The sequence below is a fragment of the Halomonas sp. AOP12-B1-6 genome (assembly GCF_052379225.1).
Classification (GTDB): Bacteria; Pseudomonadota; Gammaproteobacteria; order Pseudomonadales; family Halomonadaceae; genus Vreelandella; species Vreelandella casei.
Genome location: NZ_JBQSYK010000003.1, coordinates 391717 through 412138, shown reverse-complemented (window position 1 = coordinate 412138; position 20422 = coordinate 391717). Strand labels below are relative to the sequence as shown.

Here is a 20422-nt window from a genome sequence, read left to right as displayed (position 1 = left end):
GTAAATGTCTCGAAAAAAGCAAAAATCAAAGCCAAGAGATACATGGACATATTTTCAGTTCTCTCATGAAACGGATCAGATTATTTGTCATACCGACGGGCACACAGTAGAGATAGAAGGGGCTGATCCCAAGTATACAAGGACTGTGAGAAGCTACGAGCGAACATCAGGTAAAGACAAAGTAGAAGTTTCTATCCCAAGCCGAGATGGCAAGGCTTCGTTCTCCTCAGATAACCAGCTTATAAGGCAGTACAAATGGCTAATCGCGGTAGACACCAATTACAAAGTTATTGAGGATATACGATATGCCTGCACCTCTATCTATGTGACCACCGGCGACCTAGCTCCAGGAATAAAAGAGGTTCCATTTGCAAACCTAGCTGTATATTTAATTAAAGAGCCGATGCTGGGTATCAACCCCGAATTGATTGGTTGGAAGTTAGCCTTGGATCACGTCCAGCAGCCAGCATGCGGTGGTTTGGTAGGAATGGTTGTAGATAGCGAAGCAGACAAGCTGGCTGATTTTAATTCTCGCACGGTGCCTTATTTAGAAAAACATTATTTGCCTAGCCACATTGATCTCATTTATGCCTCTGCTGATAAAGGCAGTCTGCTTCCAAACAAGATGATTCAATATTGCGATAAAACAGCATCACAGGCACTAACACACCTACAGCATCAGTTTGGCTCGGCGCTAAGCTCAAACAAGCATGAGTGCGGGCTTTATAAGGATCTCGCCTTACTAGTGCCCAAGAAGCAGTCCAAGTGACGCCCCCTTTTACCTCACACTTATATGGAATCAGTGGAAGCTTATCTCGATGCCAGATCCGGAGTTTACACTGGGTGGCACAGAAAAAGTGCTATACATTACGTCCTAAAGGTACACCAACGGTACACACACTAGCTTCGCATGCTATCCTCTAACTTCGCTAAATTACTGATTCTAAACAACTGTACCTTTTTCTAAATTACGGCTACTTTCCTTTATTTGTCAGTAACTTATTGTTATAGTAGCCAACTCATAATCCCTTGGTCGTCCGTTCAAGTCGGACTGGGCCCACCAATTAAATCAATAATCTATAAATATTTAGCCATCGTTATTTCCGATCATGTAGTCGTAATGTAGGCAAGCAGCTTGCAGTATGGCGTCCAGTAGCCCAGCTGGTTAGAACACTCAACACATAATCGATTGGTCGCTGGTTCAAGTCCAGTAAGGCCCACCATACCAAGTCTCGAGCCATAAGGTTTTCGTGATTTTTATCAACGTTACGGCGCTACTGTCCTAAGCTTACTTCCGCTTACATTGGGGCTGTATATCTGGTCACAGGAGTGGAAGATGTCCGACTACAAAGAACTGAACCTTAATCGCGAAACCCTTGATGCGAACATTCAGAGCTTCTTGGAGTCACATGGATATCAGTTAGACGGGCAAATCCAAAAGCTGGACAACCGGAAAAGAGTCGTTTTTGGCTCCGGAGGGGCAGAATTTGCGATGGTTGACCTGCACCTTAATAACACCGGCACCACGACCATCCAGTGGAAACTTGGAAGGAATCAACTGCTTGGTGAAGTTCTAGCGGTTTACCTGAAAGGCACAATAGACCCAGCAGAATTTGAAAATGTGAACTATTCCCTTCAGGGGATAACCACAGATGCATTTGACCCAATCCTAGACTGTGTTACTGAATCAGAAGATATTGAATGTGACGTGACGCGGGACGAAGATAAATGCAAGCAAGTAACCCTGAAAAGCATTGCGCACCAAGATAAATTAACGCTGACGCATCACCGAGGAACCAAAGTCCTACAGATTCAAGGAAAGCCCTTATCCTGCTATCGCCGTATCATTTTTCTTCTGACAGACCTGTTAGATCTCAAAGGGCTGGAGCAAGTCCTGTACCGTAAAGATGACAGCAGCGCAGAAATAGTTCGAAAGGAGATGGCCGAGGATTATCTAAAGACGGTGTTTACACGCAGCTATGACCACCTGCCAGAGAGCGTAAAGAAACTGTTGATCTCTAGCTGCTGTGTTAAGCTTGCTGCGCCCAAGCTCCCTGATTATTGCTTACTGCTCTACCCTGATCTTCGTGCACTTGAAGGCGTACTCAAGGAATTGATGAGCGGTTACAACATGTCACTAGAAGACGCAGAACATGGATTTGGCGATTTTTTCGACAATCGCGGAGGCATCTGCTCTTTGAAATCTGAGTTTAGCGCACTAGTGGCACATCCTCAGATGGAAGATGCCTTCAATAGGGGCTACAGTTTTTATAGGAAAAACCGGCATACCTTGTTCCATATGGAAGAATTTGCAGATGGTAGCCGGATGATTGATACGCTAGACAAGGCTATCAGCCTGTCTAAAGACGCCTACCAGGCGATTGATAGCCTCTACACGGCTAGAATGTGAAATTATGATTCAGAAAATTCGTGTGGTCGGTGGGATAGCTGTCGTTACAGCCACAGCTGAGTTCCATCCCCTCCGCCAGTTAAAACAGTTAGCTAATGAACTTGAAGCTATTGGCTTTAAGGGTAATGTGCTTTTTGATTTGCTAGCCGTGAACGGCTTGGCAGAGAATCGCTTTGCGTCTATTGATTTCACAGGTCATGAGTTTGATAAAGCCTCGTTCGCGGTAGAATCAGATGTAAATCAAAACATCAAAAGCGAACAGAATTCATTTGCAAAAACTGACAAAACGTTCCTCCTCGGAAGTGTTCTCTCATCTAATGAAATCGAAAAGTTCACACACTGATCGAAATACCACGCGCTAGTGCAATTGCTTACGTTGCGCTTTCAAGATACTTCCAAGTGCCGAAACCTCCCAAAAACTACAATCATATAGTCTGCTTGAAACATTTATTCAGACTTATTTTTTAGTCCTGCAAGTTTACTGGCTTTGCAGTCCTCGCTGCCGGTAGCGTACTGACGGCGAACCGATTGCCGCCTGTGCCAGTTTAGGTAGCATCGATGAGCACGACGCCACCATTGCCGTCTCTAATAGGGTCGGGGGCCGTAATACCATAAATATCCGCCAGCTTGATAAGTGCTCGCACCCGCGTCATGTGGTCCGGGCCTTCAGCCTGGAGCCAGAAAGAACTTACCAGTGTGTCCTCATAACTTTGCTCGCGTGCCCAGCGGTCTAATCCCCCTAGCCCACCTTCGGCTGCCTCTAAGCGGCGCAGTGTTTCGCCTTTCATTTCACCTCTCCAAGCAATTACGGTAGCGAACTGCCCAAAACAATTATCCTCAAAGAGATGGGGGCGTTCCCGCTGAAGTTGCGCTTTTGCTTCTTCGATTCCCTTAAGCACTGCCGCATACAGTTGTTGCGGGGTGCAGCGGGGGCCTGTTTGCGTAATTAGATGGGTAAGTTTTCCGACCTTGAAAATATATTGGTCAGGGTCGTCTGTTGTCGCATAAATCCGGAGTCCCCTGTGGTCTTCATAGCGAAGAATTGGCATGTTGTTCATTTGGGTACTCCCACAGGCAGGGACGGGGGCTGAACAGCATGGGCTCGGTTAAGAGTCATCTCAATCAGCTCTAGGCGCGTGGCCAGTTCATCCTGCTCACGCAGCTTGGCGAAGGCGCTAATGCTGTCGATTAATAGTTTTCCTGTTTCAGGATCAATGTCGCCCTTCGATACAGCCTCAAGAACTTGCCTTGCCTGTTGAGTCAAGGGAGCGTCAGTATCAAGTTTGAAGTTGACTCGTTCAGCCCGTGACCTCAAAGGTGGCTGTAAACGGCTTAGGACAATGTTCGCCGCTTGCATATCTCCTTCAAGTGCCTTCTCGCAGACCACGCGGGCAATTTCTTTGCCATCTTCCATTAATGCAGCGGCAATTTGAGTCTTCTTGTTTAAAGTCCCTTTCGGGCGCCCATTAGGGTTGCCAGATTGTCCCGGTTTCCAAAGATGTTCTGTCGTAGACATGGCACCGCTCCTGTTTTTTGCAGGTAAAAAAGAGCTTAATTAAACCGCCTGGAAGGCTCGCTCTGCCTCATCTTTTGCTTTCTTGATGTGATTCACTTCATCCCAGTTGGCGCCAACAGCTTTGGTTACCTCGCTCCAGATAAGGGGCGAGTATTTATCAATAATAGTTAAAGCACGTTTGGTGGCATCAAGGCGTTTGACTAAGTTGGGATTCTGTTGCTCGTGAAAGGATCGGGTGTAGGCTGTCCGATATACTTCCTTAAGGCCGCTCAAGTAACCGGGTGCACCAAGCATTGCGGACAGGGTTTGGACATCTTCTGAAGCTAGGGCATGGTTGATAAAAGCTGAGCGATTTTTATCTGAAAGGCCTTTTGCATGGGCTCTAATCCATAGAAACGCTTGCTGTTTACCCTCGGGGCACCGGAACGCCTCGACGCTCTTTTTCGTGAGCTTAGCCATTCTGTTGTTCTCCCTGCTATGTAGGCATCATGTAGGCACAACAGGTAAAGTTTAGCAGAGGTTAGTAAATCTGGGTAAAATCGCAATCAATTGATTAATAAGTAAATTAAAAGATTGGTAGGGTAGGGTCTAGCAGGGTAAAACCATCACACATGTTACTCATAATCCCTTGGTCGTCCGTTCAAGTCGGACTGGGCCCACCATTTCTATACTTGTCTATTTCAAATAGCAGCTCATCTTACGTCCTGTGCTTTACCGCTCATTATTAGCAGAACCCGCATCCCCCTTTTCAGTAACTGCTAACAGCAGGTCCGTTAGGGCTGTTAACGCTCAAAATCTCTAGTTGCCCCGGTAATCCCTCCTCTCTGTTTCAATACCCTTAGTTGCTTTTATTAGCAGGTTATTAGCAGGCATCAATGACGCTCAAATAGTCAGCTATTTACGATTGGATTGGCGCAAGCCCGCGGGCAGGTTGCTTGCGCGGTACGCATACCGGGCTGCCGCTTTCGGGGTCGTGGAGCACGCGTGCATCTAGGTCAAATACGCGCTTTAGGTTTGCGGCGGTAAATATCTCGCTGGGCGGGCCGCTGGTGACTATGCGGCCATCACACATCATGACTAGATGGTCGGCGTAGGCGGCGGCCAGGTTCAGGTCGTGGAGCACTAATAACAGGGTGCGACCATGTTCGTGGGCGAGGCGAGATAGCAGCTCTAGAAGATCGACCTGCACCTTTAAATCAAGAAAGGTGGTGGGTTCATCGAGCAGAATTAAATCGGTTTTCTGCGCTAGCACCATGGCAATCCAGCAGCGTTGGCGCTGCCCACCAGAAAGCGCATCCACGTTGCGGTCGGCGAACTCGGTAACGTTGGTGTAAGCCATTGCCTCGCGAATGGCCTCGGCATCCTGCTTAGTGTCCTGGCGCCACAGCGTCTGATGGGGAAAGCGGCCCATACCAACTAGCTGTTTAACGGTTAGCCCTTCAGGGGCGATGGGCCCTTGGGGGAGTATGCCAAGCCGTTTCGCCACGTCTCGCGTATTGCTGTGGTGAATGTCCTTACCATCTAAATGCACGTGGCCGGCGCTGGGCTTAAGCGTTCGTGCAAGCGTTTTTAAAAGCGTCGATTTGCCACTGCCATTAGGCCCTAAAAGCACCGTTAACTTGCCTTGCGCTATGGCGATATCCACGCCTTTTAATACGGGGCGAGTCTCGTAGCCAGCCGATATGGCTTCGCCGGTTAATCGAGGCTGTTGGTCTGAAAGGTCGGTCACGGGTGGGCTCATTGCATGGCCTAGGCAGGCAGCACCGTAAGGTAAAACATTCTCATTTTCAATATTTAACACTTTACGTTAGTGGGCGCTTACTAGGTAGTGCCATCGTCTACAGAGTAGCGAATCATAAACGCAAGCAAGATGATTGCAAAAAAGTGAACGGTGCGTTCAGGTTTGGTAGACCTGAATACGTTTATATGCATAATACAATCATTATCATTTGTATATGTATTACGCTTTCTCTCGATCGTTCACTCCAAAGGTATAAAAAGAACATGCGCATTAAGAATCGTCCAGTGTTTTGGCCAACGGTAACACTCGCTGGTTTGGTGGCTATGAGTCAGGCCCACGCGCAGAATACGGCTGTATCAGATTCACAACGTAGCCGTGGTGACGCCGATCAAACAATGGTCGTGACCGCCTCACGGACTAATGCCACGAAAGACGATTCTCCCCAAACGGTGCGCATTATCACTAAAGAGGAAATCGACCAGCAGCTGCAGATTTCCAGCGATTCATCGCAAGTATTAAGCAACCTGCTGCCGTCCTATTCGCCTAGCCGCCAGAAGATGAGTGGCAGCGGCGAGACGCTACGCGGACGCACCCCGCTGATTTTGATTGACGGTATTCCCCAGTCTAATCCGCTACGTCCCACAGGGCGTGAAGCACATACCATCGATTTTTCCATGGTTGAGCAAATTGAGGTCATTCAAGGTGCCAACGCCACCAATGGCGTTGGGGCGGCTGGCGGCGTGATTAACCTGATTACCAAGCGCCTGGAGCCAGGCTCTTACAACCAGCATGCAGAAATTAGGGTGACAACCCCTACCAGCGAGCTGGATAGCGACACGCTGAGCTATGAAACGAATTATGGCGTGAGTGGTAATACCGGCGATATCGATTATCTCTTCTCGGCGAGCGTCGAGAGGCAGGGGCTTTTCCTCGACGGTAGCGGTGATGCTGTCGGCGTCGATAACACGCAGGGCGATCTGATGGACTCTCGCTCCTATGACTTTTTGGGCAAGGTGGCCTACTGGATCGATGATAATCAGCGCCTGCAATTGACCCTGAATCACTTTGATATTGAAGGGCAAAATAATTACGTCAGCGTGACGGGTGACCGTGCCAACGGTGTGGTGACCACCTCTGAGCGTGGAACCCCAGAGGGCGATGTGCCTTATAACCGCGTGTGGACGACGGGGCTGAGTTACGATAACTACGATCTCGCTGGGATGCGCTTAAGTGCTCAGGTGTTCTACCAGGACTATGAGGCACTGTTTGGCGCGACCAACTCCGGGACCTTCCAAGACCCTGCTATTGCGCCAGTGGGTAGTTTTTATGATCAAACGTTGGCGACGACTAGCAAATTTGGTACCAAAGTATCGCTGACTAAGGATGATCTATTTAGCGACCGGCTCACGCTGACCGGCGGCTTTGATACACTGTTTGATGAAACGGAGCAGTACCTGTATCAATCTGACCGTACCTATGTGCCGTCGACAGAGTACACCGATCTTTCGCCTTTCATTCAAGCCGAGTTTAGGCCCATCGATTCGCTGCTTTTATCCGCTGGCGCCCGTTATGAATATGCCAAGCTAGATATCGGTGGCTACCAGACCGTTGCGGCTAACAATGGCGTTGAGGTCGAAGGTGGTGCCCCCAGCTTCAATGAAACGCTGTATAACGCCGGGGTTGTGTGGAAACCCGTTGATAACTGGAGCCTCTTCGCCAACTACTCCGAAGGGTTTGTGATCCCAGATGTAGGGCGTGCACTGCGTGGTATTTCGACACCCGGACAGTCGGTCAATAGCATTGATAACCTTCGCCCCATCGTCACCGATAATGTTGAGACCGGCGTACGTTTTGAGAACGGGCGCTTAGCGGCTGAGCTAAGCTATTACGAATCGTCCTCTGAGTTCGGCAGCCGCCTGACGGAAATCGATGATGTCTTCTTTTTGAGCCGCGAGGAAACCGAGATTAAAGGGCTGGAAGCCTCGGTGGATTATCAATTTACCGAGCAGCATTCCGGCCGCGTGGCCTACTCACGTATGGAAGGGCGTTTTGACAGTAATGAGGACGGTAGCCTAGATTCCCAACTGTCAGGGCTTGATGTGTCGCCGGATCGCCTGGTCGCCAGCTGGTCAGCGAATTGGACGGATGAACTCTCGACGTTTGTACAGGCAAACTATGCCTTTGATGAAACCTTTGACGAGGAAGATCGTGAGTTTGATGGCTATCTGTTAATGGATGCGGCGCTGGGATATAAACTGCCGGTCGGGCAGGTCAGCGTGGGCGTTGCCAACCTGTTAGACGAGCAGTACGTCACCTACTATTCGCAAAGCGCGCTGGTTAACGACGAGCGTTATTTTGCAGGGCGTGGCAGAACCGTTACCTTCGGCTATCGTTTGGATTTCTAACGCTGTCGGCGCGTTCTATGCAGTAGATAGACAAAGAAGGGCGCGCCGATGCCTGCTACGAAAATACCCGCAGGCAGGTCTTTCGGTAAGAAGGCCACTCTGCCAAGCAAGTCGGCGTACAGTACGATCAGCGCGCCGACCAGCGCAGAGGCGGGCACTAGCCGTGCCATATTACGCCCCACCAGCCTAGCCGCTAGGTGGGGCGCAATCAGGCCCACAAAGCTTAAGCCACCGGCGAAGGCCACCGCGGCACCGGCTAGCGCTACGCTACAGGCGAGTAATATCATCCGACTGCGCAAAATCGGCACTCCTAGCCCTTCGGCAACGCTGTCACCCAATGCCATGGCATCCGCATGACGCGCAAAGGCCAAGCAGATGGGCACAGGCACCAATAGCCACGGCAATATTCCTTCTACATCCTTCCATTGCGCGGCATACAGGCTGCCGGTTAGCCATACGTAGGCGGTCATGGCGGCGGCGTCATCGCTGATCACAATCAACAGCGTGGTACCTGCGCCAGTGGCTGCTGCAAGGCCGATACCGACCAGCACCAAGCGTGATGGGTTGATGCCGTTTTTCCAACTGAGGCTAATCACCAGCAGCGCTGATATCAGTGCGCCTAGCATGGCCGCGAAAGGCAGCCAGTGAAGACTAAAATGGGTACTCAGTAACGCTAAAAAAAGCACTGCCGCTAACGCCGCGCCGCTGGTAATGCCAATCACATCCGGAGACGCCAGCGGGTTGCGCACAATGCTTTGCAGAATAGCTCCCGCCATCGCCAGGGCAGCACCAACGAGTATTGCCAGCGCAATGCGAGGCAGCCTCAATTCCCAAATGATAAAGGTAATGTCGCTATTTTGCGGCGCGGTCAGGGCGCCCAGTACCTCGAGCGGCGGCGTTGGAAAGCTACCTAAGCATAGCGAAAGACCGGCGCTAGCCGCTAGTAACAGGCTTAGCAAAAGCACGGTGGATTTAGTCATTGGCTAGTCATCTTGCGTCGCGCCAAATAAATAAAGAAGGGCGTGCCAATGAGGGCCGTCATCACACCCACCGGCACTTCTTGCGGCGGCATTAAAAACCGTGAAGCCACGTCGGCCAGCAGCAGCAAGCAAGCGCCGAGTAACGCGCAGCTGGGCAACAGCCAGCGATGGTCAATACCAAAGATGCCTCGCGCCATGTGGGGTACGATCAGGCCCACAAAACCAATCATGCCTGCTAATGCAACAGAGCTGCCTGCCAATACAATCACGATAAGCCCTAACAGCAGTTTGATCGTGGTTGCCTGCATGCCCAGTGCCGTAACCATGTCGTCGCCTAGCATTAATGCGTTTGCGTGGCGCACTAACAGCGCGCTCAGCAGCATTGCAGCGCCGAAAAGAGGCAATAGCGGCGTGACTAGCGAAAGGTCGCGCCCTGACACCGACCCCGCCAGCCAGTAAAGGACGCTTTCAAAACTTTGCTGATCCATCACCAGCAGCCCTTGGCTGAACGAGACAAACATAGCGGTGACGGCAACGCCCGCTAACACAACGCGAAGAGGCGAAAGCTCGCCGTGACGGCCTCTGCTGAGAATGACCACGAGCGCCGCGGCGACAAGCGCGCCTAGCAGTGCGGCCCACACATAGTCAGCGGGTGTACGCAGCGGTAGGAAGGAAACCGCGACCACCACAAAAAACATTGCACCTGCGTTGATCCCCAAAATCCCCGGTGATGCCAGCGGGTTGCGTGTCATGGTCTGCATGAGCGCCCCGGCAATAGCTAAGCTGGCGCCGACCAGCGTGGCAATCACCGCGCGGGGTAAGCGCTCGGTGAATAAAATGATGTGATCGATTTGGGTGGGGTCATAGTGATGAACTGCGGCCGCTAATGATGCCAGCGGAATGTCGGTGGTGCCGAGCATAACGCTAGCGAAAAAGGCCGCAAGTGCCGTCAAGGCTGCTAGTAAAAGCCCCAGGCTTTTTGCAGTGCGGCTGTTCAGCATGTCGTTTGCTCCACGCTAGTGGCGGCAAGAGCGCGGCAGGCTTGGCGGGGCAGCGGTTGCGTCAACCCATAATGGCTATAGAGTTCATCTAGCATGGCATTTGCGGCCAGTATGCCGCCGCCCATCATCCAGCTCACGGGTTCGGCTTCATACACGCGCTGGTTTTGAACGGCGCTTAATTGTTGCCATAACGGGTGAGAAGACCAGTGGCGGTAATTATTAGCAATGGCGGCATCGTCTGGCTCTAGCAGTACAAAGATGACGTCGGCATCCAGTGCCGGAATATTTTCAGTGCTGGAAAGCTTCATACCCCAGCCCTGGGTTTGTAGGGTATCGGGTTGCTCAAAGCCCAGTTCATCTAAAATGGAGCCCGCAAAACCACTGGTATAAATGCGAACGTGGTCGCTCTTGAAGCGAATGACGGCAACCTTTTGCGGCCATTCATTGCCCATTTGGGCGGCTATCTGCTGGCGAAAATCAGCAACCCGAGCGTCCCAGCGTTGCAGTAGCTCGCTTGCCTGTGCCTCTCGCCCGGTGGCATTGGCGATCATGGTAAGCGTTGTTCTGAAGCCGAACACGTTAGGCGCCGTCACCGTGGTGGCGATAGCGCTCAATAGCGGCGCTACGCGGGCATGACGAAAATCGCTGGCAACCACTAAATCAGGCGCGAGCCAGGCAATTTTTTCTAGGTTGGGCTGAGTTTCTAAGCCTACGTGCTCTACGTTAGTAAGCGCGTCACGCAGGTAGTGATACATGGGTTTTTCTAGCCAGGAATCGACCACACCAATGGGCGTAATACCTAGGGCGACGGCACTATCGGTCGCGCCCTGATACAGCGTGACGATGCGGGCTGGCGTAGTGGGCTGCTCTTCGCTAGCCTCGGCAATGGCGTAAGCCAGCGTTGCACAGGCCGCCAGTAGCACGCACCGTAACATTTTGCGGTAATGGCGGTGAGCGTTCAGGTTGAAGATCACTTTCAGACCGGCGGAAATTAGAGAGCCGCGATGATGTCATGCAGCAAAAGTCAATGCAACGCATTATCAAATGTGAGCGGCTATTTGCACTAGGCCAAAAACGGCCACCCCAGCGGCCACGGGCCAGCCTAATGAGCGTAGCCGCGACCATACTGCCAGCGTGACGGAAAGCCCAATGGCCGTTGCGATCCAGGCAATAGCACTGGGATTAACCGGCATAATCGAAACGCCCAGTACAGCGGCAATCATCAGTGGGCCGAGAATACCCAGCCACTGAGGCATATTATTGATGCCGGTATCGCTATTGAGGCGGCGCTGCATCCATAGGAAAGGGACGACGCGCATTAACAGCGTGCCGATGGCGCACGCTATAACGGCGATCCATAGCTCGGTGCTCATAGCGTGCGTCCTCCCGCCTGGAACTTCACGATATAGAAACACAGCGCGCCGCAGGCAGCGGCCAGCGGAATAGCCACATTGCTCCAGCCATAAAGCGTGAATAACAGTGCTGAAAGAATGGTGCAGCCCATCGCCAGTGCCCAGCGCTTATCGGTGAAGCGCGGCGCCACCATGGTCAGAAATAGTGCGGGCAGAGCAAACGGCATAACCTCGCCAAGCAGCGGCCAGCGTGCGGTTAACGTTTCTCCTGCGGTGGCGCCTACTACCGTGCCCACTATCCACACGCCCCATGCCAGCAAAGAGGCCCCCATAAACCAGCTAAAACGCTCGGGCGCAGACAGCTGAGGCAGCCGAGTCAGGGCGAGGGCAAAGACCTGGTCGGTTAAACCATGCATTAACCAAGGCCAGTGGCGGCTGGGTGGCAGCCATGACGCTAAATTAGGACCGTAAACGACATGTCGTACGTTGATGAGCAGGGTCATTGCCACCACTAGCCATAGCGGTGAACCCGCCGCCACCATGCCTACAAATAGAAACTGCGATGCACCGGCGTAAACAAGCGCTGAAATCGCGGCGGCTTCCCAGGTGCTAAAGCCTGCTTGAGTCGCCACCAGGCCAAAGGAGAGTGAGACCGGTATATAGCCTCCCAGCAACGGAATGGCTTCCCGGACACCTTGTACGGTTGAGCGAATAGGTGTGTGACGAGCAGGCTGGCTCATGGCGTATTGCCTTTTTCACCATAGGTGATGGTCATTATTAAAGTGGCCTCCACGGCCTGGGTGCGATAAAGATGCGGCTGGTCGGCGGAGAATGTCACCGTCTGCCCTGGGGTAAGCGCTATCGTCGCGCCATCTGGCCCCGCTTCCAGGCAGCCGCTAATCAGCGTTAGCGACTCTCGGGTTCCAGGCGTATGAGGTTCGGCGTGGCGAAGCGTATGGGGCGCACAGCGCATCCAGTAGGCATCCACTTGCGGGATGCCTTTGCCTTGATCAATCAGGCGCACCTGAACGCCATCCTCGCCTAGCGGCACGGTAATTGGGGCTACCAGCGTGCCGAAGGGGACATTGAGCTGTACCGCCAGCCGCCAGATAGTATCCAGCGTGGGGTTGCCGTTACCCTGCTCAAGGCGGCACAGGTTAGATTTAGCGATGCCCGCGTCATTGGCCAGCTGCGAAAGCGACCAGCCCCGCTCCATGCGCAGCGTCTGCAGGTGTTGACCTAGGGTACTGAGTGAAAGCTTATCCATGACGTACCGCCCAGCTGTTCTTTATATAGAACGTTCTATATAAAGAACGGTAGCCTGTCAACGATTAGTGCGCCGGTCAGTAGAGCCAGCGCGGTAATCGTGTGCCGGATCTGGGCAGGCCTGGTGTATAGATAATGGCGAGTATCATTGATAGGCAGCTGCCTGCTTTCGAATTTTCATCCGAGAAACAGGCAACTGTGAGGGGCAAGGAGTGCAAGCGAGGAGGAAGAGCAAACGTTAAAAAGTGCCGGGGTAGCTACCGCCATCCAGCAAGAAGTTTTGCCCCGTCATGTAGCCTGCATGCTGGCTGCAAATAAATGCGCAAAATGCGCCAAACTCTTCTGCCGTGCCAAACCGACCGGCAGGCACACCGCTTAGACGCTTTTCAGTCACGTCTTTCAGGCTGTGGCCAGAAATGTTGGCTTCAGATGCTAAGGCGCTTTCAAGGCGTTCTGTCTCAAACGGGCCAGGCAAAAGATTATTGATGGTGACGTTGCGACTCACCAATTGAGGCTGACGCGATAATCCTGCAATAAACCCCGTCAGCCCACTGCGAGCGCCATTAGACAGCCCAAGTACTTCGATCGGGGCTTTTACGGCACCGGAGGTAATATTCACCACGCGCCCAAAGCCGCGTTCCGACATGCCATCAACGGTGGCTTTGATAAGCTCGATGGGTGTGATCATGTTGGCTTCTAATGCCTTGAGCCAGTCCGACCGGCTCCAATCACGAAAATCGCCCGGCGGCGGCCCGCCATTATTATTGATAAGGATATCGACCTGGGGGCAGGCCGCTAACATCGCCGCACGCACCTGCGCATCACCAATGTCGCCAGCAACGGTGACGACGTCTATACTCGGGTTCAGCGCTTTTAACTGTTGTGCCGTGGTCGCCAAGGTTTCGCTATTGCGGGCATTGATGACCAGATTCACTCCCTCTTGGGCAAGTGCCATGGCGCACCCTTTACCCAGACCCTTGCTCGCGGCACAAACCACTGCCCAGCGACCTTTAATTCCTAATTCCATCGTGGCTCTCCTGATAAAGATTGTTTAACGAGCGGCGTAGCCACCGTCCACCGGCAGAATGACGCCGGTCACAAATTTTGCTCCGGGTGATGCCAGAAACAAGGCGGGCCCTATCAAATCATCGGGTGCTCCCCAGCGACCCATAGGCGTCCGGTCTATAAGCTCCGCCGAACGCTCTTTGTCTTGAACTAACGCTGACGTTAATTCTGTCGCTATCCAGCCGGGTGCTAGCGCATTGACACGGATACCTTCGGGCGCCCAAGCAATCGCCAGTGAGCGCGTCAGCTGGGCGATGCCTCCTTTAGATGCGGAGTAGGCGGGAACAAATCCGCTGCCAAAAAATGACAGCATCGACGCCGTATTGACAATACAGCCACCTGCGTTCTTAAGCGCTTCAAAGGCCGCCTGACAGCAACGCTGGGTCCCGTTTAGATTAATATCCACGACATCGGCGAAACCTTGAGGCGTAAATTCCTTACCACCGCGTAGGATGACGCCCGCACAGTTAACCAGCACATCAATGCGAGTGAATTGAGCAAAGAACGTCGTCACGGCATCGTCATTGCGAACATCAAGCTGATATTGAAGGGCGCCGAAATCAGTGACGCCGTTGTCTGACGCCTCAACGCCCGTTATATGAACGCTTGCCTGTTCTGCAAAGGCGGAGGCGATTGCCCGGCCAATGCCGCTGCTGCCTCCAATTACGACCACGGTTTTCATGTGTTTTCCTTGTTAGCTACGTTGGGCCGGCTGCGAGCGGCTGACATGAGCGCAGACGCAATAATCGCGACCCAAACCAGCACGGCAAGGGTGCCTAGCGTGGCCGCAATCGGGCGGTCAAATAGCATCAGCAGATCACCGTTTGCTTTGATCATAGAGCGCAGGAAATTGCCTTCAACCACAGGCCCTAAAATGACCGCAAGAATCATTGGCCCGATAGGGAAGTCGTGCTCGACCATGACATAAGCAAATAAGCCTAAAATCAGCATAATCCAGATATCGAGCATGCTGTTATTAGCCGCATAGGCGCCGACGATGCAGAACAGCAAGATAAGGGGATACAGCACGCCGTGAGGTACGGACAAAATATGCCGCGCGCTTCGTATGGCGAGTAGACCCAGTGGGATCAGCAAAATATTGGCGAGAATAAAGACAATAAAAATCGCGTTAACTAACACCGCATCGGTGGTGAATACGTCCGGCCCTGGGGTAATGCCTTTCATCATCAGTACGCCGATAATGATGGCGGTGATAGTGTCGCCGGGGATGCCGAACACAAGAGCCGGTATATAGGCGCCTGAAAGCGCAGCGTTATTGGCTGAGCTAGCGGATACCAAGCCCTCTGGATGCCCAGTGCCGAATTTCTCCGGTGTGCGCGAGAGCTTGCGAGCCAAGGCATAGCTTATCCACGATGCTATATCCGCACCGGCTCCCGGCAGCGCGCCGATCAGCGTGCCCAGCAGGCTGCTGCGCGCCACCCCACCTTTGTATTTCCACAGCAGCCCGCCGACGCCTTCAAAAGGCTTCTTAACAAGCGGCATCTTAGATAGCGATATCGTGCCAATTTCAGGCAGCCGCCGCAGTAGCTCCGCTATCGCGAATAAGCCAATTAACACCGGTAAAATCGCAATGCCGTTGAGCAGTTCAGGCACCCCAAAGATAAACCGCATCTGCCCGGACACTGAACTCATGCCCACCATCGAAATCAGCAGGCCAAGCAGCATCGAGATTGCCCCTTTCACAGGATCGGTTCCTGACACGAGCACCGCACAGGAAAGACCCAGCAGGGCTAGCCAGAAATACTCATCACTGGTGAACTGGATGGCAAATTCTGCAACCAATGGCGCAAAAAAAGCCAGAATCGCAACGCCAATGACGCCGCCCACGACAGAGCAGGCCAAGTTGACGCCCAACGCCTGACCCACTTTCCCCTGGCGACCCATGAGATACGCTTCGTCAGTATACGCGGCTGATGCGGGGGTTCCCGGTATGCGAAGCAATGCGCCCGGTATATCCCCTGCGACAATCGCCATCGCAGTGGCCGACACAATGGCACCAATGGCGGGAAGAGGGTCCATGAAAAATGTGAGAGGGACTAACAACGCTGTTGCCATGGTGGCGGTCAGTCCAGGGATCGCGCCAATGAAGAGCCCGAAGATTGAGGCCCCTAGAATCACTAGCAGCACCTGCCAATCAAATACCATCGCTAATGATTGCTGTAGTTCCATCATTAGTAGATCACCTCTTCTAGGATGCCTAATGACAGTGGAACGAGCAGTAGCTCGGCAAAGGTTAGCCAAATGATGAGCGTCGCCACGGCAGCCACGCTAATCGCTAGCCACCATCTTCCCTTAGTGAAGACGCCGATGAGCACGGTCAGCATGATGAGTGAGACAATGGGAAAGCCAAGAGTCGGCGCTAGGAGTATGTAGCCAGCCACGGCTACCACCACGGCCATGATACAGAACAGCACATGGCCGATAGGAATAGCGTCTTGCCAAACAATTAACGGCCCTTTTTGAATCCAACCGCGTAGACAAAGTATCAAGCCCATCGCTATTAATAAGGCCGCTACCAGCGTCGGGAAGGTTCCCGCGCCATAGTCCTGGCGCGGAAGAGAGGGAAAGTCTTTTGAGAGCCAAACGGTAATAGTGCCGAGCAGAACGGTTAAAAGCCCCAGGATAAAATCGTGAATACGCATGGTCTTCCGGCCTTACTGGGCCAGCCCCAGCGTTTCGATGATCTCGGCATTATTAGCATCTGATTCGGTCATGAACTGAAGGAACTCTTCTGGTCCACGCCACTCGGTTCCAAAGCCACGCTGCTGCATGAAAGACTGGAAGTCATCGGATTCGTAAACTTTCTGAGCAGCTTCGGCAAGCGTTGCGACGATATCCTCAGGCAGCCCTTTGGGCCCCGCTAGCCCGCGCCATGTGCCGGCTGTCCAAGGCTGGCCGGTCTGCTCTGCGGCGGTAAGAATGTCTGGAAAGGTCGACAGCCGCTCATCTGAGAATACGGCGAGCGTATCAATACGGTCTGCTTGGCGCATGGACTCAGATTCCGGCAGTGACGAGAATACGAAGTCCACGCCGCCGGCCGCTAGCTCTTGTAGTCCAGGCGCGGCACCTTCACTCGGAACAAGGGCGACAGAGTTGGGATCAATACCCTGCTGGTTAAGCAGGCCAGCAAAGGCCAAGTGGTAAGCCGCCCCCGGGGCCGACCCCGAAACAGTGTACTGATTAGGGTTTGCTTTGATGTCGTCAAGTGCTGCCTCTAACGAATCCCAGCCGGAGTCCGCATTGACACTGAAGGCGGCAGAATCAAAGTTGACTAGCGCGATGGGGGTAAGGTCTTCATATGAAATGGCTGACGTGCCGATATGCCGATACGTCGTGATCTCAGCCGTCGGCAGTCCAAGCGTGTAGCCATCGGGCTTGCTCATGGTGATCGCCGTATGGCCGATAACGCCAGCACCGCCGGTTCGGTTGACCACGTTGACCTGCTGCCCTAGTTCTTTCTGTAAGCCACTTGCTAACTGGCGCGCAACGGCGTCCGTACCACCGCCGGCGGACCAAGGCACAATCAGTTGGATAGGCTTCTCGGGGTAGTCGGCTTGAGCAGCCCCAGCCGATAGAGCGATGGCCAGGAAACCGGCGCCGAGAACGAGGGGAGAAGAGGTTATTTTCATGGATGCATTCCTTATTACTTGTTGTTCGTGGAGGGTTGTTTGCATAAATGAAGCAGCGGTAATGGGCTTAGCGAATGAACTGGTCGACGTAATCGCTGCCCAGACCACACTCTGAGTAGTGTTTGCGGCACATATCAATTTTAGAGAAAACATCCTCATACCCCAGATGCTTGCCCCACGGGTCGACGTAGTACATCACGCCGTTTACCTGAAATAGCGTGATCATTTCCTCAACATCGTCATCGACCACCAAGGTGTGTGTTTCCCCTGGAGGCTCATAAACGTAGCTGCCCTCCGTGGCCTCCCAGTCGTGTTCGAGGTAGCGCCATCTGCCTTTGAGCACTACACCATGTACGGGATTGGGATGACGATGGCGACTCAGAACGCCGGATTTACGCACCCGCAGCAAGTTCACCCAGTAACCCTGTGAAACGTTGAGGCATAAGGGGCGAAAATGGACGTTTTCAGCCTGGGGTACCCAAATACGTTCGTCTGTGGGAATAGCGTGCGGCACGACAATATCCGCAGCAGCTTCCGCTGGCTGGGCGTATTGATAAGGCATCCGTTTATGTTGTTCTTGAATATCGGTCATCTTATCTCCGTCCATAATGTGGACATTTAAATCATAATGTGGACAATTGAAATCTAAGACACCCAGGTCACTTCGTCAATCATGGTTAAGTCGCACGATATTAGACATTCGTCTTGGAGGACGTATGAGCGAGAGGATTGAGTCCATTACCCAGCGGCCACCGGTACAAGGAGCCGCAGCGCTCGTCAAAGGTTTACGCGTGCTGCAAGTGATTCCCGAGTTAGGGCCACAGGCGCATGCAAAAAATATTCAGGAGCGCCTCGGCTTGCCGCGTCCTACCGTGTATCGACTGCTCAATACACTTGAGCAGGAGGGCTTTATTGAGCGCAATCCAATAAGCGATGAATACGCTCTTGGTCGTCAGTTGATTCACCTGGCACATCAATCGCTGACTCGCAGTGATTTGCGCGAGAGGGTGCGGGGAGTGATGCACGAGATCAGCCAGCAGACAGGGGAGACCGTGCATCTGGCGATTCCGTATGGTTATCACATGACGTTTATCGATAAGGTCGAATCGGCCGACGCCGTGCGTATGGCCTCTTATATCGGTATGCCGGTGCCTATGCACTCAACCGCGGTGGGTAAAGCCTACTTGGCCGCACTGAGCGAAGAAGCCTGCGAACAATACCTAGCGCGGCTAACGCTGGAACCGATCACGGTACAAACATTGACGAGTCTGGAGGATTTACGAGGGGCACTGGCAGTGACGCGCAAGCAGGGCTATGCCATTGACGATGAAGAAAATGAGCTAGGTATTATCTGCTTCGGTCAAGCGGTGAATGGCGTCGATGGGCGCGTCTCGGGGGCGATCAGCGTTAGCGTGCCGCGCTACCGTTTTCAGGAGGGGACCGCCCACCATATCGTGACGACCATCCAAGAGCACCTTAGCGCGCTGCACTGAGGGCTCTTGCAGCGCTTATTATGAAAACAAGCCATTCCTCTAGATTGGCGGTTAAGAGTGCATCTTTTCTCTCGCCTGACAGGCCGCTGCGGTGAACAGTACATCAGTCGAGGAGTTAAGCGCGGTTTCGGTTGAGTCCTGCACCACGCTGATCACAAACCCAATAGCCACTGCTTGCATGGCCACTTCCGTCGGGATGCCGAACAGGTTAGCAGCCATGGGAATCAGCATTAGTGATCCGCCCGCCACGCCTGAAACGCCGCAGGCCGCTAGCGCTGAAACCATGCACAGCAGCAGCGCTGTGGGGAAGTCAACGTTAATGCCCAGCGTATGGGTAGTGGCCAGCGTTATCACTGTAATGGTGATAGCCGCACCACACATATTGATCGTCGCTCCCAGCGGAATCGAAATAGAGTAGGTATCGGCATCTAACTTCAGGCGGCGGCACAGCTCCAAGTTAACCGGAATATTTGCGGCCGAGCTACGAGTGAAAAAAGCGGTAATCGCGCTGCCACGCAGACAAGTAAATACCAGTGGGTAAGGGTTTTTTCGGGTAGTTAAGTAAACCAACAGCGGATTGGTTACTAGTGCGACAAATAGCATGCAGCCCACAATTACGCCCAGCAGCTGGGCGTAATTGAGTAGCGCCTCAACGCCAGATTCTGCCAGCGTACCGGCCACTAAACCAAAGATACCCAGCGGCGCTAAGCGAATCACCAGCGTTACAATGCGGGTTATCGCCGTGGATAAATCACTTAAGGCTTGCCGGGTGGTATCGCTAGCTTGGCGAAGCGTTAAGCCAAGGCCGATTGCCCACGCTAGGATAGCGATAAAGTTCGACTCCATCAGCGCGCCAACGGGATTGGTAACCGCATTTAACAACAGGTCGCGTAGAACGTTAACGATGTTCCCAGGCGGGTTGCCCTCCACTTGCACTGCGTTCAAGGCAAGTTCAGTGGGAAATAGAAAGCTTGCTGCTACCGCAATTAACGCAGCGATTAGAGTGCCTACCACATATAGCACCAGCACGGGACGAATATGGGTTGGCTGACCTTTTTGATGAGCAGAGATGGCAGCGGCGACCAGTACAAACACCAAAATGGGAGCCACCGCCTGCAACGCGGCAATAAATAGCTGGCCAAATAGTGCCACATTGCCAGCCATGCCCGGTGCAAACAGGGCTAGCAGTACTCCAGCAACGATACCCATTAAAATCTGTGGGATAAGACCTAGCCGTAAAAATGGCCGAAAAACGGCTTGGACAGTAGCGATCATTGCGCAACTCTTAGATAGTGGGAAGTGAGTGGCGTTGCGGCAAGGGGCCGCTAACGCGCTTGAATCGGGCGGTATTCTATCAGTTGCGGGTATGCCATGGGCGGCTGTGTCAAAATCTTGGCGCACATCTCCTAAAAGAGAAACAGGATATATAATGCGTTGGACGTTGAGTTTTAACATTCAGTGATGCATAAAGCGTAACTTGCTACTTTCTATAACAATTCAGGCAAATTTCTAATGCTTATCAAAACGTTGTTGGTTGCACTTG

The 20422-nt window shown here is 52.8% G+C and carries 22 protein-coding genes; 5 read left to right on the top strand and 17 right to left on the bottom strand.

Annotated elements, in window-relative coordinates; genetic code table 11:
* The first annotated feature begins 4 nt into the window (after nucleotides 1-4).
* The 3 genes from ACT3TR_RS10965 to ACT3TR_RS10955 all read left to right on the top strand — a co-directional run bounded on the left by ACT3TR_RS10965 (nucleotide 5) and on the right by ACT3TR_RS10955 (nucleotide 2753).
* On the top strand, nucleotides 5-769 hold the full coding sequence (locus ACT3TR_RS10965) for a hypothetical protein (RefSeq protein ID WP_444625195.1): 765 nt from the start codon (nucleotides 5-7) through the stop codon (nucleotides 767-769).
* Nucleotides 770-1336: 567 nt separating this feature from the next.
* Nucleotides 1337-2410 (top strand): type II toxin-antitoxin system RnlA family toxin, encoded by a 1074-nt coding sequence (locus tag ACT3TR_RS10960; protein WP_444625196.1) that lies wholly within the window; start codon nucleotides 1337-1339, stop codon nucleotides 2408-2410.
* A 4-nt stretch (nucleotides 2411-2414) separates the two neighbouring features.
* Nucleotides 2415-2753, top strand: a complete 339-nt coding sequence (locus tag ACT3TR_RS10955) for a type II toxin-antitoxin system RnlB family antitoxin (protein WP_444625197.1) — start codon at nucleotides 2415-2417, stop codon at nucleotides 2751-2753.
* 202 nt (nucleotides 2754-2955) lie between these two features.
* On the opposite strand, the gene ACT3TR_RS10950 is transcribed toward ACT3TR_RS10955, so the two are convergent.
* From ACT3TR_RS10950 to ACT3TR_RS10935, 4 genes are all read right to left on the bottom strand, one after another.
* Nucleotides 2956-3198, bottom strand: a complete 243-nt coding sequence (locus ACT3TR_RS10950; protein ID WP_444625198.1) for a hypothetical protein — start codon at nucleotides 3196-3198, stop codon at nucleotides 2956-2958.
* Nucleotides 3199-3464: 266 nt separating this feature from the next.
* The gene (locus tag ACT3TR_RS10945; protein ID WP_444625199.1) at nucleotides 3465-3926 is read right to left on the bottom strand and encodes a DUF5681 domain-containing protein; all 462 of its coding nucleotides are present in this window, start codon (nucleotides 3924-3926) and stop codon (nucleotides 3465-3467) included.
* Nucleotides 3927-3965: 39 nt separating this feature from the next.
* On the bottom strand, nucleotides 3966-4385 hold the full coding sequence (locus ACT3TR_RS10940) for a hypothetical protein (protein WP_444625200.1): 420 nt from the start codon (nucleotides 4383-4385) through the stop codon (nucleotides 3966-3968).
* Between the two features lie 439 nt (nucleotides 4386-4824).
* Nucleotides 4825-5655, bottom strand: coding sequence for an ABC transporter ATP-binding protein (locus ACT3TR_RS10935; protein ID WP_441684518.1), 831 nt, complete (start codon nucleotides 5653-5655; stop codon nucleotides 4825-4827).
* Between the two features lie 275 nt (nucleotides 5656-5930).
* Between ACT3TR_RS10935 and ACT3TR_RS10930 the strand changes: the two genes are divergently transcribed.
* Nucleotides 5931-8072 (top strand): TonB-dependent receptor, encoded by a 2142-nt coding sequence (locus ACT3TR_RS10930; protein WP_444625201.1) that lies wholly within the window; start codon nucleotides 5931-5933, stop codon nucleotides 8070-8072.
* Here the strand turns inward: ACT3TR_RS10930 and ACT3TR_RS10925 are convergent.
* From ACT3TR_RS10925 to ACT3TR_RS10870, 12 genes are all read right to left on the bottom strand, one after another.
* Nucleotides 8069-9052 carry a FecCD family ABC transporter permease gene (locus tag ACT3TR_RS10925; RefSeq protein WP_096278607.1) on the bottom strand — a complete coding sequence of 328 codons (984 nt, stop codon included), beginning with the start codon at nucleotides 9050-9052 and terminating at the stop codon, nucleotides 8069-8071. The genes ACT3TR_RS10930 and ACT3TR_RS10925 overlap by 4 nt on opposite strands.
* Nucleotides 9049-10053 carry a FecCD family ABC transporter permease gene (locus tag ACT3TR_RS10920; RefSeq protein WP_096278609.1) on the bottom strand — a complete coding sequence of 335 codons (1005 nt, stop codon included), beginning with the start codon at nucleotides 10051-10053 and terminating at the stop codon, nucleotides 9049-9051. The genes ACT3TR_RS10925 and ACT3TR_RS10920 overlap by 4 nt, the downstream gene beginning before the upstream one ends.
* Nucleotides 10047-10988 (bottom strand): ABC transporter substrate-binding protein, encoded by a 942-nt coding sequence (locus ACT3TR_RS10915; RefSeq protein ID WP_096282310.1) that lies wholly within the window; start codon nucleotides 10986-10988, stop codon nucleotides 10047-10049. Before ACT3TR_RS10915 ends, ACT3TR_RS10920 begins: the two co-directional genes overlap by 7 nt.
* A gap of 105 nt (nucleotides 10989-11093) precedes the next feature.
* Nucleotides 11094-11426, bottom strand: a complete 333-nt coding sequence (locus ACT3TR_RS10910; RefSeq protein WP_096278612.1) for an AzlD domain-containing protein — start codon at nucleotides 11424-11426, stop codon at nucleotides 11094-11096.
* A complete protein-coding gene (locus tag ACT3TR_RS10905; protein WP_444625202.1) occupies nucleotides 11423-12145 on the bottom strand; it encodes an AzlC family ABC transporter permease in 723 nt (240 codons plus the stop codon). The genes ACT3TR_RS10910 and ACT3TR_RS10905 overlap by 4 nt, the downstream gene beginning before the upstream one ends.
* On the bottom strand, nucleotides 12142-12672 hold the full coding sequence (locus tag ACT3TR_RS10900) for a helix-turn-helix domain-containing protein (RefSeq protein ID WP_441684515.1): 531 nt from the start codon (nucleotides 12670-12672) through the stop codon (nucleotides 12142-12144). Before ACT3TR_RS10900 ends, ACT3TR_RS10905 begins: the two co-directional genes overlap by 4 nt.
* Nucleotides 12673-12909: 237 nt before the next feature.
* Nucleotides 12910-13698, bottom strand: a complete 789-nt coding sequence (locus tag ACT3TR_RS10895) for an SDR family oxidoreductase (protein ID WP_096278618.1) — start codon at nucleotides 13696-13698, stop codon at nucleotides 12910-12912.
* A 24-nt stretch (nucleotides 13699-13722) separates the two neighbouring features.
* Nucleotides 13723-14418, bottom strand: a complete 696-nt coding sequence (locus ACT3TR_RS10890; RefSeq protein ID WP_096278620.1) for an SDR family NAD(P)-dependent oxidoreductase — start codon at nucleotides 14416-14418, stop codon at nucleotides 13723-13725.
* The gene (locus ACT3TR_RS10885; protein WP_441684513.1) at nucleotides 14415-15929 is read right to left on the bottom strand and encodes a tripartite tricarboxylate transporter permease; all 1515 of its coding nucleotides are present in this window, start codon (nucleotides 15927-15929) and stop codon (nucleotides 14415-14417) included. The genes ACT3TR_RS10890 and ACT3TR_RS10885 overlap by 4 nt, the downstream gene beginning before the upstream one ends.
* Entirely contained in the window at nucleotides 15929-16399 is a 471-nt protein-coding gene (locus ACT3TR_RS10880) for a tripartite tricarboxylate transporter TctB family protein (RefSeq protein ID WP_444625203.1), read from the bottom strand. The genes ACT3TR_RS10885 and ACT3TR_RS10880 overlap by 1 nt, the downstream gene beginning before the upstream one ends.
* 12 nt (nucleotides 16400-16411) lie before the next feature.
* Nucleotides 16412-17386: a Bug family tripartite tricarboxylate transporter substrate binding protein gene (locus ACT3TR_RS10875; protein WP_441684511.1), complete on the bottom strand. Its 975-nt coding sequence runs from the start codon at nucleotides 17384-17386 to the stop codon at nucleotides 16412-16414.
* Nucleotides 17387-17453: 67 nt separating this feature from the next.
* Entirely contained in the window at nucleotides 17454-17978 is a 525-nt protein-coding gene (locus ACT3TR_RS10870) for a 2,4'-dihydroxyacetophenone dioxygenase family protein (RefSeq protein ID WP_096278628.1), read from the bottom strand.
* A gap of 124 nt (nucleotides 17979-18102) precedes the next feature.
* On the opposite strand from ACT3TR_RS10870, the gene ACT3TR_RS10865 reads away from it, so the two are divergent.
* Entirely contained in the window at nucleotides 18103-18879 is a 777-nt protein-coding gene (locus ACT3TR_RS10865; protein ID WP_096278630.1) for an IclR family transcriptional regulator, read from the top strand.
* A 51-nt stretch (nucleotides 18880-18930) separates the two neighbouring features.
* Here ACT3TR_RS10865 and sstT read toward each other — a convergent pair whose 3' ends face one another.
* Entirely contained in the window at nucleotides 18931-20154 is a 1224-nt protein-coding gene (sstT, locus tag ACT3TR_RS10860) for a serine/threonine transporter SstT (RefSeq protein ID WP_444625204.1), read from the bottom strand.
* Between the last annotated feature and the right edge of the window lie 268 nt (nucleotides 20155-20422).

Coding starts and splice junctions, on each gene's coding strand:
- ACT3TR_RS10950 (WP_444625198.1), bottom strand. CDS start 3,198: ATGAAAGGCGAAACACTGCGCCGCTTAGAGGCAGCCGAAGGTGGGCTA.
- sstT (WP_444625204.1), bottom strand. CDS start 20,154: ATGATCGCTACTGTCCAAGCCGTTTTTCGGCCATTTTTACGGCTAGGT.
- ACT3TR_RS10880 (WP_444625203.1), bottom strand. CDS start 16,399: ATGCGTATTCACGATTTTATCCTGGGGCTTTTAACCGTTCTGCTCGGC.
- ACT3TR_RS10885 (WP_441684513.1), bottom strand. CDS start 15,929: ATGATGGAACTACAGCAATCATTAGCGATGGTATTTGATTGGCAGGTG.
- ACT3TR_RS10930 (WP_444625201.1), top strand. CDS start 5,931: ATGCGCATTAAGAATCGTCCAGTGTTTTGGCCAACGGTAACACTCGCT.
- ACT3TR_RS10865 (WP_096278630.1), top strand. CDS start 18,103: ATGAGCGAGAGGATTGAGTCCATTACCCAGCGGCCACCGGTACAAGGA.
- ACT3TR_RS10955 (WP_444625197.1), top strand. CDS start 2,415: ATGATTCAGAAAATTCGTGTGGTCGGTGGGATAGCTGTCGTTACAGCC.
- ACT3TR_RS10910 (WP_096278612.1), bottom strand. CDS start 11,426: ATGAGCACCGAGCTATGGATCGCCGTTATAGCGTGCGCCATCGGCACG.
- ACT3TR_RS10890 (WP_096278620.1), bottom strand. CDS start 14,418: ATGAAAACCGTGGTCGTAATTGGAGGCAGCAGCGGCATTGGCCGGGCA.
- ACT3TR_RS10965 (WP_444625195.1), top strand. CDS start 5: ATGTCTCGAAAAAAGCAAAAATCAAAGCCAAGAGATACATGGACATAT.
- ACT3TR_RS10915 (WP_096282310.1), bottom strand. CDS start 10,988: ATGTTACGGTGCGTGCTACTGGCGGCCTGTGCAACGCTGGCTTACGCC.
- ACT3TR_RS10940 (WP_444625200.1), bottom strand. CDS start 4,385: ATGGCTAAGCTCACGAAAAAGAGCGTCGAGGCGTTCCGGTGCCCCGAG.
- ACT3TR_RS10905 (WP_444625202.1), bottom strand. CDS start 12,145: ATGAGCCAGCCTGCTCGTCACACACCTATTCGCTCAACCGTACAAGGT.
- ACT3TR_RS10895 (WP_096278618.1), bottom strand. CDS start 13,698: ATGGAATTAGGAATTAAAGGTCGCTGGGCAGTGGTTTGTGCCGCGAGC.
- ACT3TR_RS10960 (WP_444625196.1), top strand. CDS start 1,337: ATGTCCGACTACAAAGAACTGAACCTTAATCGCGAAACCCTTGATGCG.
- ACT3TR_RS10920 (WP_096278609.1), bottom strand. CDS start 10,053: ATGCTGAACAGCCGCACTGCAAAAAGCCTGGGGCTTTTACTAGCAGCC.
- ACT3TR_RS10875 (WP_441684511.1), bottom strand. CDS start 17,386: ATGAAAATAACCTCTTCTCCCCTCGTTCTCGGCGCCGGTTTCCTGGCC.
- ACT3TR_RS10870 (WP_096278628.1), bottom strand. CDS start 17,978: ATGACCGATATTCAAGAACAACATAAACGGATGCCTTATCAATACGCC.
- ACT3TR_RS10900 (WP_441684515.1), bottom strand. CDS start 12,672: ATGGATAAGCTTTCACTCAGTACCCTAGGTCAACACCTGCAGACGCTG.
- ACT3TR_RS10945 (WP_444625199.1), bottom strand. CDS start 3,926: ATGTCTACGACAGAACATCTTTGGAAACCGGGACAATCTGGCAACCCT.
- ACT3TR_RS10925 (WP_096278607.1), bottom strand. CDS start 9,052: ATGACTAAATCCACCGTGCTTTTGCTAAGCCTGTTACTAGCGGCTAGC.